The 13038-nt window shown below is 66.3% G+C and carries 11 protein-coding genes; 4 read left to right on the top strand and 7 right to left on the bottom strand.

Annotation, left to right across the window (positions count from 1 at the left end):
- Nucleotides 1–5: 5 nt before the first annotated feature.
- Genes AC1RP5_RS25670 through AC1RP5_RS25650 form a run of 5 tightly spaced genes read right to left on the bottom strand, consistent with a single transcriptional unit; the run spans nt 6 to nt 6123 of the window.
- Nucleotides 6–845 (bottom strand): SMP-30/gluconolactonase/LRE family protein, encoded by an 840-nt coding sequence (locus tag AC1RP5_RS25670; protein ID WP_493115487.1) that lies wholly within the window; start codon nt 843–845, stop codon nt 6–8.
- Nucleotides 842–1723 (bottom strand): MBL fold metallo-hydrolase, encoded by an 882-nt coding sequence (locus AC1RP5_RS25665; RefSeq protein ID WP_493115486.1) that lies wholly within the window; start codon nt 1721–1723, stop codon nt 842–844. Before AC1RP5_RS25665 ends, AC1RP5_RS25670 begins: the two co-directional genes overlap by 4 nt.
- 27 nt (nt 1724–1750) lie before the next feature.
- Nucleotides 1751–2863, bottom strand: coding sequence for an S-(hydroxymethyl)glutathione dehydrogenase/class III alcohol dehydrogenase (locus AC1RP5_RS25660; RefSeq protein ID WP_216955902.1), 1113 nt, complete (start codon nt 2861–2863; stop codon nt 1751–1753).
- A 56-nt stretch (nt 2864–2919) separates the two neighbouring features.
- Nucleotides 2920–3900 (bottom strand): NAD(P)H-dependent flavin oxidoreductase, encoded by a 981-nt coding sequence (locus AC1RP5_RS25655; RefSeq protein WP_493115484.1) that lies wholly within the window; start codon nt 3898–3900, stop codon nt 2920–2922.
- 3 nt (nt 3901–3903) lie between these two features.
- The gene (locus AC1RP5_RS25650) at nt 3904–6123 is read right to left on the bottom strand and encodes a CaiB/BaiF CoA transferase family protein (protein WP_493115482.1); all 2220 of its coding nucleotides are present in this window, start codon (nt 6121–6123) and stop codon (nt 3904–3906) included.
- Nucleotides 6124–6247: 124 nt separating this feature from the next.
- Between AC1RP5_RS25650 and AC1RP5_RS25645 the strand changes: the two genes are divergently transcribed.
- Nucleotides 6248–7462, top strand: a complete 1215-nt coding sequence (locus tag AC1RP5_RS25645; protein ID WP_493115481.1) for an LLM class flavin-dependent oxidoreductase — start codon at nt 6248–6250, stop codon at nt 7460–7462.
- Nucleotides 7463–7528: 66 nt separating this feature from the next.
- Here the strand turns inward: AC1RP5_RS25645 and AC1RP5_RS25640 are convergent, their stop codons facing one another.
- Nucleotides 7529–8353 (bottom strand): metal-dependent hydrolase, encoded by an 825-nt coding sequence (locus AC1RP5_RS25640; protein ID WP_493115480.1) that lies wholly within the window; start codon nt 8351–8353, stop codon nt 7529–7531.
- A gap of 127 nt (nt 8354–8480) precedes the next feature.
- On the opposite strand from AC1RP5_RS25640, the gene AC1RP5_RS25635 reads away from it, so the two are divergent.
- Genes AC1RP5_RS25635 through AC1RP5_RS25625 form a run of 3 tightly spaced genes read left to right on the top strand, consistent with a single transcriptional unit; the run spans nt 8481 to nt 10654 of the window.
- Nucleotides 8481–9653: a thiolase family protein gene (locus AC1RP5_RS25635; protein WP_493115478.1), complete on the top strand. Its 1173-nt coding sequence runs from the start codon at nt 8481–8483 to the stop codon at nt 9651–9653.
- Nucleotides 9654–9656: 3 nt separating this feature from the next.
- Nucleotides 9657–10052: a Zn-ribbon domain-containing OB-fold protein gene (locus tag AC1RP5_RS25630; RefSeq protein WP_493115477.1), complete on the top strand. Its 396-nt coding sequence runs from the start codon at nt 9657–9659 to the stop codon at nt 10050–10052.
- A 5-nt stretch (nt 10053–10057) separates the two neighbouring features.
- The gene (locus tag AC1RP5_RS25625; protein WP_493115475.1) at nt 10058–10654 is read left to right on the top strand and encodes an SH3 domain-containing protein; all 597 of its coding nucleotides are present in this window, start codon (nt 10058–10060) and stop codon (nt 10652–10654) included.
- Here the strand turns inward: AC1RP5_RS25625 and AC1RP5_RS25620 are convergent, their stop codons facing one another.
- Nucleotides 10655–12991, bottom strand: a complete 2337-nt coding sequence (locus AC1RP5_RS25620) for a xanthine dehydrogenase family protein molybdopterin-binding subunit (protein WP_493115473.1) — start codon at nt 12989–12991, stop codon at nt 10655–10657.
- Between the last annotated feature and the right edge of the window lie 47 nt (nt 12992–13038).

The following is a 13038-nucleotide window of genomic DNA, read 5'->3' as shown; positions in this document are numbered from 1 at the left end:
CTCTCCTAAGGCAGGCCGGCGCCGGGAACGTCGACGCGCATCGTCTCGATGCGACCGTCCTTCTTGTCGGCGATGGCAGGCCCGCTGCCGCTGTTGGTGACGACGAAAAGCGTTTTACGGTCCTTGCCGCCCAGCATGCAGGCGTAGGCCGCGCGCGCGCCGAGGTCGAGCGCATGCGTGACCTTGCCGCCTTCGAGCACGCGGACCATCTGGTGAGTGAAGGCGCCGGTAACCCAGATGCCGCCCTCGGCATCGAGGCAGATACCGTCGGGATTGCAGGTCGGCGTCTCAGCCCAGACGCGCCGGTTGGACAAGGTGCCGTCGGCGGCGATGTCGAAGGCGGTGAGGCGCTTGGCGAAGGTCTCGCCGATGATCATGGTCTTGCCGTCGGGCGTGATGACGGTGCCGTTGGGGAACATCAGCTCGTCGGCTGCGGCATGGACGGAGCCGTCGGGATCGATCCTGGCCAGCACCGCGGCGCGTGGCTTCTCGCCGGCATGGCGATCGAAACCGAAATTGCCGACATAGGCGCGGCCCTTGGCGTCGACCACCATGTCGTTGCACAGGCCGGTGGCGATCGAACTCAGCTCGGCTTCGACGGTGAGCTTGCCGTTCGCGAAGCGCATCAGGCGACGATCGGTCATGCTCACGATCAGCATCGTGCCGTCGGGCCGCCAGCCCAGGCCCGAGGGACGGCCCGGCACCTCGACGATCGTCTCGGCCTTGCCGCTCTCGTCGACGGTCCGCACCTGGTGGACATAGAAGTCGGAGAAATAGAGCCGGTCGTCCCGCCAGCGCGGGCCCTCACCGAAGGAAAGGCCATCGAGCAGCGGTTCGAGTTTCATGCGCGGTCCCAGTCGATCCTGAAGGAGTTGCCTTCGGGCTTTACGTAGCCCGCGTTGGCGCCGGGGAAGTGGGCGGGGCAGAGGAGGGCGTTGGTCTCGACGCAGTCTTCCAGCAGCTTGCGGCGCGAGACGGCGGACATTGCCTGGTCCCAGCAGAACTGGCTCGACCAGTCCGGATGATAAACCTGGATCGGGTGATGCATGATGTCGCCCGAGAAGCAGGCCTGCTTTCCCTGATCCTTGAGGTTGATGGCGATCGAACCCGGCGTGTGGCCGGGATAGTCCTTGATGGTGAGCAGCGGGTCGGGTTGGTGATCCTTGTCGATCATCACCGCCTTGCCGGCCTCGACGATCGGCAGGACCGAATCGTCGAACGAGCCGTCGTTGACCTTGCCCTCACCCTGGCTCTTCCGCTCGCTTTCCCAGTGCGCGTATTCGCGCTTGGCAAACAGGTACTTGGCGTTGGGAAAAGTCGGGACCCAGCGGCCGTTCTCCAGCTTGGTGTTCCAGCCGACATGATCGACGTGCAAATGCGTGCACATCACGAAATCGACCGACTCGGGCGCGCAGCCGCAGGCCTTCAGCCGGTCGAGGAACGGTGTGTTGAGATTGTTCCAGCCGGCATTGTGGCGCTGCTTGTGATTGCCAAGACAGGTGTCGATCAGGATCGTGTGCTTGGGCGTCTTGACGATCCAGGTATGAACCGAGCCGATCAGCCGGTCGCTGCCGTCCTGCACATGCTCCGGCACCATCCAGCTCTTCTGGGCGTCGAAGGCTTCCTGGTCGAACTTGGGGAACATGCGGCCGGGCTTGAAGCCCGGGCCGCAGATTTCCTCGACCTTCTCGATGGTGGCTCCGCCCAGCTTTCGCACGGTCATGGCGTGGCTTCCTTCAGGAATTGACGACTAGAAGGTGACGACGCTGCGGATCGACTCGCCCTTGTGCATCAGGTCGAACGCGTCGTTGATCTTCTCGACCGGCATCGTGTGGGTGATGAGCGAATCGATGTCGATCTTGCCGTCCATGTACCAGTCGACGATCTTCGGCACGTCGCGGCGGCCTTTGGCGCCGCCGAAGGCGGTGCCCATCCAGGTGCGGCCGGTGACGAGCTGGAACGGGCGCGTGGCGATCTCCTGGCCGGCGCCGGCGACGCCTATGATCACCGACTTGCCCCAGCCGCGATGGCAGCATTCCAGCGCCTGGCGCATCAGTTTGGTGCTACCGACGCATTCGAAGCTGTAATCCGCGCCGCCGTCGGTCAGCTCGACCAGATGCGCGACGAGATCCTTGTCGCCGAGATCCTTCGGATTGACGAAGTGCGTCATGCCGAACTTGCGGCCGAGCGCCTCGCGCGCCGGGTTGAGATCGACGCCGACGATCATGTTGGCGCCGACCATGCGCGCGCCCTGCAGGACGTTGAGGCCGATGCCGCCTAGGCCGAACACCACGACATTGGCGCCGGGTTCGACCTTGGCGGTGTTGATCACGGCGCCGATGCCGGTCGTCACGCCGCAGCCGATGTAGCAGACCTTGTCGAACGGCGCGTCGGGGCGGATTTTCGCCAGCGCGATCTCAGGCAGCACCGTGTAGTTCGAGAAGGTCGAGCAGCCCATGTAGTGATGGATCTTCTTGCCCTTGATCGAAAAGCGCGAGGAGCCGTCGGGCATCACGCCCTGGCCCTGCGTCGCGCGGATCGAGGTGCAGAGGTTGGTCTTGCCCGAGAGGCAGGATTTGCACTGCCGGCATTCGGGTGTGTAGAGCGGGATCACGTGGTCGCCCTTCTTCAGCGACACGATGCCAGGCCCTACGTCGACCACGACGCCCGCGCCTTCATGGCCGAAGATCACCGGGAACAGGCCCTCGGGATCGCCGCCGGAGCGCGTGAACTCGTCGGTGTGGCAGACACCCGACGCCTTGATCTCGACCAGGACCTCGCCGAACTTCGGCCCTTCGAGATCGACGGTCTCGATCTCGAGGTTCTTGCCGGCTTCGAAACAGACGGCTGCCTTTGTCTTCACGCGATGACCCCCTCAAAACTTGGTCGTGAAGCCTAAAGCAGGGGGCCGCCCACCGTCTACGCTGCGGCGCGACCGGCGAGCGTGCGTGCCATTTCAGACTTCGCCTCGCGGTATTGGCTGACGAGGCGCCGGACGAGATCGGACGCGGTCGGTACGTCCTCGATGTTCCCGACGCCGTGGCCGGCCGTATAGATGTCCTTCCAGCGCTTCTTGTTCTCCTGTGCGCCGACGATCTTGCCGGGCAGGGTCGTGCGCAGCACGTCGAGGTCGATGCCGGCCGCGAGCAGGCTCGGCGTCAGCCAGTTGGCCGGCGCGCCGTCGACCGAGGCGGTGAGGAACACATCCGTCGCGCGCGTGGCGAGGATCATGTCCTTGTGCGCCTGTGCCGCCATTGCTTCCTGGGTCGCGATGAAGCGCGTGCCGATATAGGCGAGGTCCGCGCCCATCGCCTCGGCCGCGAACACGTCGCGACCCGTGGTCTGGCCGCCGGCCAGCACGACGGCGAAGCTGTCACCGAGCTGTCGCACTTCGTTCATCAGCGCAAATGGATTGATCGTGCCGGTATGGCCGCCGGCGCCGCCCGCCACGGCGATCACGCCGTCGACGCCCGCTTCCAGCGCCTTCTCGGCATGCCGCCGGTTGGCGATGTCGTGCAGCGCGACGGCGCCCCAGCCGTGGATGCGCTTGATCGCATCGCCCGGCGCGCCCTTCGAGGTGAGCACGACCGGCACCTTGTACTTCTCGACCAGTTCGAGATCGCCCTGGTAACGCGGGTTCGAGGCATGGACGACGAGGTTCACTGCCCAGGGCGCGGGCTTCTTGCCGGCATCCTCAAGCCGCTTCATGCCCTCGACCATCTCGTCGAGCCAGCCCTGGAACTCCTCGCGGCTGCGCGTGCCGTGGGCGGGGAAGCTGCCCATCAGGCCCTCGCTGCAGCAGGCCAAGGTCAGCGCTGGATTGGAGACCAGGAACATCGGCGCGGCGATGGCGGGGATCGTCATGCGCTCCATCAACTTGTGCACTTCGGCGCGCGGCATGGTTCAGACCTCTCCGATGGTGGGCGTGGTGGATGTCACGCCGCTGTCGTTCAATTGTTCAAGTCGGGCATCGTCGTAGCCCAGCAACTCGCGCAGCACGGCATCGGTGTGCTGGCCGAGATCGGGGGCGGGACGTTCGATGGCGAGACCCTTGCCGTCGAGGCGGTAGGGCAGGCCCTTCACGAGGCCGCCCTTCTCGTCGCGCACCAGGGTCACGCCCTGCAATTCTGTGTCGCGCAAAAGGTCGTTGCCATCGAAGCAGGGCGCAGCGGCGATGCCCTTGGCGAGCAGCGCGGCGACGGCAGCATCACGGTCCTGGCCGGCGCAGAAATCCGCCATCGCAGAATCGGGCGCGTCGAGCGTGACCGCCAGCCATTTGCCGTCGGCGCACTTGTAGGAGTCCTGCAGCGCCACGCCGGCTTCTGTATTGCCGCGCGGCGCGAGCCGATGCTTGGGATCGGCCGAGGCCGCGAGGATTTCCTCGCCCAGGGTGAAGGACGCGACTTCGCGCTGGGAGAAGTCGAGGAATGCGCCCTTGTTCGTGCGGCGCGCTTCGGTGACGGCGGCGATCACGATGCCGGTGGCGAACAGCGACACGATCTGATCGGGATAGTTCACGTCCATGCCGGAGATGCGCGGCTCCTCGCCCTCATAGCCGGTGAGCGAGGCGATGCCCGACGTGGCATCGAGCGTGCTGCCGAACGAGACGTTCATCCGCTCCGGCCCGGTGTCGCCCTGGCTGGAAATGGCGGCGAAGACGAGGCGCGGATTGATCGCGCTTAAATCCTTGTAACCAAGGCCCGCGCGATCGAGGACGCCGCGCCGGAAGTTCTCGACTACCACATCGCAGGTCGCCGCGAGTTCACGGATGATCCTCTGGCCCTCTGGATCTTTCAGGTTCAGTGCCAGTCCGCGCTTGTTGCGATTGGTGAAGCGGAACTGTGGCGAACGGTTCCACCAGCCGTCGTCATTGTCGATCTTGCCGACGACGCGGAAGGGATCGAGATAGGCGCCGGATTCGATCTTGATCACATCGGCGCCGAGATCAGCCAGCATCGCCGAAGTGTTGGCGCCCGCGGTCAGCAGCCCGAAGTCCAACACGCGGATACCAGCGAGGGGACGCTCATTTGCCTCCCCATTCATAGGGGGAGGTGTCGCGGTCTTCCGAGGCGGAAGGGCCACGGATTGCGCCGGCGCCGGCTTTGGTGCGAAGGAACGGCCATTCCATTGCACGGGCAGTTGCGGCAAGCGCAGCGTGCCTTCGGTCGGATGAAGCATGTCGGCCAGGAAGCCGCGTGCGACGTACTGCTCCGTCCGTAAAAGCTCGGCCGGCGAGAAGATCGGGCCGAAGGGCACGCCCTTGGCCTGTGCTGTCTTCTGGATCTCCTCGCGCGTCTTGTCGGCAAACCAGGGTGCGAGCGCCGCATAGAGCTCGGCAATGTTCTTCCGTCGCCCCGCGCGCGTGTTGAACTTCGGATCGTCGAGACGCTTGTCGCCCACCAGCGCGCGGGTCGCGGGCCACTGTGTCACCGTGTAGACGACGGCCACGTGACCGTCGCGGCAGGGCAGCACCTGGAACTCCGAATTCTTGCCCTCGCGGCCGGGCGAGGTGCCGGACGCGGCGGCGCCGGAGGCCGCCTTCCAGTTCACCCACTGCATTACCTCGGCCAGCGACACGCGCACCGACGGCGCGGGACGACCGGCATCGCGCGCGGCAAGAGCGGACATGAGGCCGGTGAAGGCGGTGAGGCCGGCCGGATACGACGCCTGATGGCCGCCCAGCTTCAGCGGCTTGCGCGCCGGCTCGCCCACCATGTGCATCAGCCCGCCCAGCGCCTGGATTGCCAGTTCGCTGACGGGCCGTTGCGCGGCATTCATCTCGACCGGAAAGGCCGCGATCTCGACCGGCGTGGCCTTGCCCGCGCCCAGCATCGACGCGACGGAGGCGGGCTCCTCGAACAGGACGACGTCGGCGTCGTCGACCAACTGCGCAAGCGCGGCGCGGCCGGCTTCGTCGCCGAGATCGAGCGTCAGGGAACGCTTCGACGTGTTGAGGAACTGGAACAGCGCGCTTTCGCCCTGCGGCAGCAATGGCGGCGCGCGGCGCACGGGATCGCCGCCGGGCGGTTCGATCTTGAGCACGTCGGCGCCGAGATCGGCCGCGATCTTCGCGGCAAGCGACGTCGCCAAACGCAGGCAGAGCGGCACATTTGCGTCGTTCACTTCGACGATCCTGAAACGTGCCAACGGAAGGGAAGAAGCCTCGGTCATCGCCGGATGATCTGCGCAAGCCAGTGCTGCGGTCAATGTCGCGCGCATGCTACCGTCGCGCGAGACGGAGGGCTTGATGGCACAGACTGGTAATCACAAGGGACTGACGTTCGGCATCTTCCTGGCGCCGTTCCATCGCGTGGGCGAGAACCCGACGCTCTCGATGGCGCGCGACATGGAGCTGATCGAGTGGATCGACGGGCTGGGCTACGACGAGGCCTGGATCGGCGAGCATCACTCCGCCGGCTGGGAGACCATCGCCTCGCCGGAAGTGTTCATCGCCGCCGCCATCGAGCGCACGCGCTACATCCGCCTCGGCTCCGGCGTGACCAGCCTGCCGTATCATCACCCGCTGATGGTCGCGAACCGCTTCGTGCAGCTCGACCACATGTCGCGCGGCCGCACGATGCTGGGCTGCGGCCCGGGCGCGCTGCCGTCGGACGCCTACATGATGGGCATCGATCCCTCGACCCAGCGGCCGCGCATGGAAGAGGCGCTCGAGGCCATCATGCGTCTGCTCGAATGCAAGGAGCCGGTCACCATGAAGACCGACTGGTTCGAGTTGAAGGAGGCGCGGCTGCACCTCGCGCCCTACAGCTATCCGCATTTCCCCATCGCCTGCGCCAGCACTATCACGCCCTCGGGCATGATCGCCGCCGGCAAGCACGGGCTCGGCGTCCTGTCGATCGGCGCCGGCATCCCGGGCGGACCGGAGATGCTCGGCAAGCAGTGGGGCATCTACGAGGAGACGGCGGCCAAGCACGGCAAAACTGCCGACCGCTCGAAGTGGCGCGTCGTCGTGAACGCGCACGTGACCGAGGATGACGAACAGGCGCTTCGCGAGGTCCATGCCGGCGAGCGCCGCGAGACCGTGACCTACTTCGAGGACACGCTGGGCCGGCCGCCGGGCCGCGCCGACGATCCGCTGCGCGACGGCGTGAAGATGGGCACGACCCTCGTCGGCAGCCCCGACACGGTCGCCAAGGGCATCGAGCGGCTGCTGGGCTTTTCCAACGGCGGCTTCGGTGGCGTGCTGTTCCGCGCGCACGAATGGGCGACGCGCGAGCAGACGATGCGCTCCTACGAGCTGTTCGCGCGCTACGTGATGCCGCGCTTCCAGGGCTCGCTCGACACGATCGTCAATTCGAATCAGTGGGCGAAGGACAACCGCAAGGGCATCTTTGGCCCCAACGTCGCCGCGGTGAAGAAGGCCTTCACTGACGCCGGCCGCGAGGCGCCCGAGGAGTTCCGCAACCGCACGCCGGGTGCGCGCGACGTCGCCGGCGACTAATCCATTGCTTGGCGGCGCGCCACTTAAGCGCGGGGGCTACCCCGCGCGCAGTGGCGCGCCCCCAGCCTAGAACTGCTTCTTCGTCCCGGGTTCCGCGTCGATCACCTCGATCGACGACTGGCCCATCGCCGCCTTGAACTCGGCCGGCGTGCCGCGGAGGAACGGGTTGCTGGCGTAGTGGATGGGCCACGCCATCTTGGGCTTGATCAGCTCCTTGGTGGCGTAGGCGGCGGCCTTCGGGTCCATCACGTAGTGACCGCCGATCGGGATCAGCAGCAGGTCGGGCTTGTAATATTCGCCGATCAGCTTCATGTCGCCGAACAGGCCGGTGTCGCCCATGTGCCAGATCTTGAAGCCGTTCTCGAGCTCGATGATGAAGCCGCAGGGTTCGCCCGCGGCATAGCTCGTGTCCTTGCCGGTGGCCGGGTCCTTCAGGATCATTTCCGACGAATGGTCGGCATGGACCATGGTGATCTTCACGCCGGGGAAGGGTTCGATCGTGCCGCCCTTGCTCATGCGCGGCGTCAGGTTCGCCGGCATCAGGCCCAGGGTCTGCAGGGTCTGGTTGAGACCGGCCGGCGCCCAGATCGGCACGTTGTTCTTCTTGGAAATCTCCAGCGCGTCGCCCAGGTGATCGCCATGGCCATGCGTGACCAGGATCAGGTCGACCTTGCCGATCTTGTCGAGGTCCTTCAGCTCCGGCGGGATCTTGGTGGCGCCCATGATCCACGGATCGATCATGATGACCTTGCCGCTCTGGGTGGTGATCTTGAAGGCGGCCTGGCTGTACCAGAGCAGCTCGGCTTTGCCCGGCGCGGGCGCCTGGGCATTCGCCGTGCCGGCGACGGCCAGACAGGCTGCGGCGATGACGGAAAGAAGACGGAAGATCATGTGAAGCGGCTCCCCGATTGTTTCGCTCAGCCTATCATCGTTTTTCGCAGCGAAAGAGCGCACTTTCCTGTGAGCCTCCGATCCCCCACCATGTGCACCGCACAATGACCAGGGGGATGGCTCGCCGATGAGCATCAAGGGCAAGGCCTATATCGCCGGAATTTACGAGCATCCGACGCGGCTCGCGAAGGACATATCGCTCGCGCAGATCCACGCGCAGTGCGCCAAGGGCGCGCTGGAGGACGCGGGTCTCACCAAGGACGATGTTGACGGCTATTTCTGCGCCGGTGACGCGCCCGGCCTCGGACCGATGTCGATGGTCGAGTACATGGGACTGAAGGTCCGCCACGTCGATTCGACCGACACCGGCGGTTCGTCCTACGTGCTGCATGTCGGCCACGCCGCCGAGGCGATCGCCGCCGGCAAGTGCAAGGTGGCGCTGATCACGCTCGCCGGCCGGCCGCGCGCCGAGGGCATGGCGACCGGCACCGTGCCGCGCAGCCGTGGCGGCACGCCGACGCCCGACGATCCGTTCGAGTTCCCCTACGGCCCGACCGTCGTGAACATGTACGCCAACTGCGCCATGCGTCACATGTACGAGTTCGGCACGACCTCCGAGCAGCTCGCCTGGATCAAGGTCGCGGCCTCGCATCACGCGCAGTACAATCCGCATGCGCTGCTGAAGGACGTGGTCACGGTCGAGGAGGTCGTGAACTCGCCGATGATCTCCGATCCGCTGCATCGCCTCGACTGCTGCGTCATCACCGACGGCGGCGGCGCGATCGTCGTCGTGGCGCCGGAGATCGCGGCCAAGCTGAAGCGGCCGAAGATCAAGCTGCTGGGCTCCTCGGAGTTCATCAAGACGCAGATGGGCGGCAAGGTCGACCTGACTTACTCCGGCGCGCGCTTCACCGGCGCGGCGGCCTTCGCCGAAGCGGGCGTCAAGCCGTCGGACATGAAGTACGCCTCGATCTACGACAGCTTCACCATCACCGTGCTGATGCAGCTCGAGGATCTCGGCTTCTGCGAGAAGGGCAAGGGCGGCGCGTTCGTGGCCGACGGCAACCTGATCTCGGGTACCGGCAAGCTGCCGTTCAACACCGACGGCGGCGGTCTCTGCAACAACCACCCCGCCAATCGTGGCGGCCTCACCAAGGTGCTGGAGGCCGTGCGTCAGTTGCGCGGCGAGGCGCATCCGAAGGTGCAGGTGAAGAACTGCGATCTGGCCATCGCGCACGGCACGGGCGGTTCGCTCGGCCTGCGCCACGGCAGCGCGACCGTCATTCTGGAGAGGGAGTAGACCATGGCCGAGACCAAAGAGCGCAAGCTGCCGCCTCCGGCCGTCAGCGAAGAAACGCAGGCCTATTGGGACGCCGCGGGCAAGGGCAAGCTGCTGGTGCGCAAGTGCACCGCCTGCAACCAGGCGCACCATTATCCGCGCACGATCTGCCCGTTCTGCTTCAGCGACAAGACCGAGTGGGTCGAGGCGTCGGGCAAGGGGACGATCTATTCCTACAGCGTGATGCGCCGCGCGCCGGTGCCCTACGCGATCGGCTACGTCACGCTGGCCGAAGGCCCGCGCATGCTGACCAACATCGTCGACTGCGACTTCGACAAGCTGAAGTGCGATCAGGCGGTGACGGTCACCTTCAAGCCGACCGACGGCGGCCCACCGCTGCCGATGTTCACGCCGGCCTGAGCCGCGTGACCCGCCGCTTCCTCGCCGTGGCGCTGGGCGGGCTTTTGGCCTCCGTCCACGTCGCGGCGAGCGCGGCGCCGGTCGAGACAACGGGTGCATCCCAGTGCCGGGCGCGAGGCTTCTCGACCGATCTAGATCCTGCCGGAACGAACGTCCGGAGCGCGCCTCGCGCCGATGCACCCGTGATCGGCCGCGTGGCGCCGCGCGCCAAGATCGGTCCCGACACCCATGAAGGCGTCGAGTTCGAGATCGTGGGATCGAAGGACGGCTGGCTGCTGATTCAGAGGCCCGATCCCGAGGACGGCCTGAAGCTCGATGCGGCGCATGTCGCCGGAGGACGCGGCTGGATCTCCGGCAAGCTCGTCGGCGTCACGCCGGGCAGCCGCGCGTTGCGTTCGGCGCCGCGCCGCGATGCCTCGGTTGTCGCCGAGCTGTCAGGTTCGGATTGGGGCCCCGACAGTTTCATCGTCTCGACCGTGCATGCCTGTGACGGCAAGTACGTCGAGATCAGCGGCGCACACCGTCCGGCCAAAACGCTGCGTGGCTGGTCCTATGCTCCTTGTTCGAACCAGCTCACGACCTGCGACAATGGCGGCGAATAGCTAGCTGTTCAGCGCTTCCCACACGCGCTCGGGCGTCGCCGGCATGTTGATGTGCTTGCCGCCCAGCGCGTCGGAGATGGCGTTCATCACCGACGGCAGCGAGCCCGCGCAGCCGGCCTCGCCGCAGCCCTTGGCGCCCAGCACGTTCGTCTTCGCCGGTACCGAGTGATAGTCGATCTTGAACGACGGGGCGTCGCCCGCGCGCGGGATGGCGTAGTCGGTGAAGCTGCCGGTCAGCGGCTGGCCTTCCTCGCTGTAGACGACGTGCTCGAAGATCGCCTGGCTGATGCCCTGCACGACGCCGCCATGGCTCTGGCCCTCGACCAGCATCGGATTGATGACCGTGCCGAAGTCGCCGACCATCGTGTACTTCACGACCTCGACATGGCCGGTGTCGGGATCGACCTCGACCTCCGCCACATGCGTGCCGTTGGGATAGGCCGAGGGGGCGGCCTCGTGAACGTGGCTGACGTCGAGCGTCGTGGGCACGCCCTCGGGCAGCTTCATGCCGCTGCGCAACTTGCCTGCCAGCTCCATGATGCCGATGCCACGATCGGTGCCGACGATCTCGAAGCGGCCGAGCTTGAACTCGATGTCGGCGGCCGAGGCTTCGAGCGCCACGCCCGCGATCTCCTTGCCCTTCTCGATCACCTTGTCGGAGGCTTCCATGATCGCCGCGCCCGAGGCCATGATCGACTTCGAGCCGCCGGTGCCGCCGCCCGCGATCAGCAGGTCGCTGTCGCCCTGCTTCAGCTTGATCCTGTTGAACGGGATGCCGAGCTTCGTCGTCAGCACCTGCGCGAAGGCCGACCAGTGACCCTGGCCGTAGTCGAGCGTGCCGGTGATGATCGTGACGTCGCCGTTCTCCTCGAAGCGAAGACCACCCATCTCGTTCATCGGCGGCGCCGTCACTTCGAGATAATCGCCGATGCCGAGGCCGCGCAGCTTGCCGCGCTTCTGGCTCTCTTCCTTGCGTGCCTCGAAGCCCGCGACGTCGGCCAGTTCCAGCGTCTTGTCGAGCAGCACGCTGAACTCGCCACTGTCGTAGACCGTGCCCGACGCCGTCTTGTAGGGCATCTCTTCCGGCTTGATGTGATTGCGCCGGCGCATCTCGACCTGGTCGAGGCCCATCTCGCGGGCCGCGGTGGTGATCAGGCGCTCCATGAAGTAGTTGGCCTCGGGCCGGCCTGCGCCGCGATAGGCGCCGATCGGCGTGGTGTGGGTGAAGGCCACCTTGGTCTGCACCTCGATCAGCGGCGTGCGATAGACCGCGGCGAGATTGCGCGACACGCCGAGAGCACCCATGGCGGCACCGACGTTCGACAGATAGGCGCCGATATTGGCGTAGCCCTTGAGGCGCACCGCGAGAAAGGTGCCGTCCTTGTCGAGGGCGAGCTCGGCGTCGAAATCGTGGTCGCGGCCGTGCTGGTCGCTGAGGAAGCTGCCCGAACGGTCGTCGGTCCATTTCACCGGACGGCCCAGAATCTTCGAAGCATGGAAGAGGCCGGCATATTCGGGATAGGGCGAGCCCTTCATACCGAACGAGCCGCCGACATTGCCGGTGACGACCCTCATCTGCGCCGGCTTGATGCCGAGCAGCGCCGCCATCTGGTTCTTCAGGCCGAATACGCCCTGGCAGCCGGCATAGAGCGTCGAGCGGTCGGTCTCCTTGTCGTAGTGGCCGATTGCGGTGCGCGGTTCCATCGCGCAGACGACGATTCGGTTGCTGACGAGATGCAGCTTGGTGACGTGCGCGGCCTTGGCGAAGGCTTCGGCAACGACGGTGCTGTCGCCGTATTGGAAGTCGGCGCAGACATTCTCCGGCACGTCGTCGAACACGATCGGCGCGCCGGGCTGGGCGGCCTCGCGCGCACTGGTGACGGCGGGCAGGGGCTCGATGTCGAGCATCACGGCCTCGGCGGCATCGCGCGCCTGCGCCTGGGTCTCGGCGACGACGAAGGCCACCGGGTCACCGACGAAGCGCACCTTGTCGGTGGCGAGAGAATAGCGCGTCGGCGTCTTCATCTGCGAGCCGTCGCGGTTCGGCACCATCATCACGGTCTTGAGCGCGCCGTACCCGGCGGCGTTGAGATCGGCGCCGGTCCAGATGCCCAGCACGCCCGGCATGCCGCGCGCTTCCTCGGCGTCGATGCCCTTCAGGAGGCCGTGGGCAACCTGGCTGCGGACCATCACCGCATAGGCCTGGCCGGGGAGATTGATGTCGTCGGTGTAGCGGCCCTGGCCCTGCAGCAGGGTCGGGTCTTCCTGGCGCGGCACGGGCTGGCCGACGCCGAACTTCATAAGGTCGAGATTGTCGGCGGCAAGAGGCGCGTTCATGGGGATTCCGCTTCGAAAAGTGGGAGATTTGACCGCCATCATAGCGC

Source organism: Reyranella sp. GW821-FHT12G01 (genome assembly GCF_058806575.1).
This window is presented reverse-complemented; position numbering and strand designations above follow the sequence as displayed.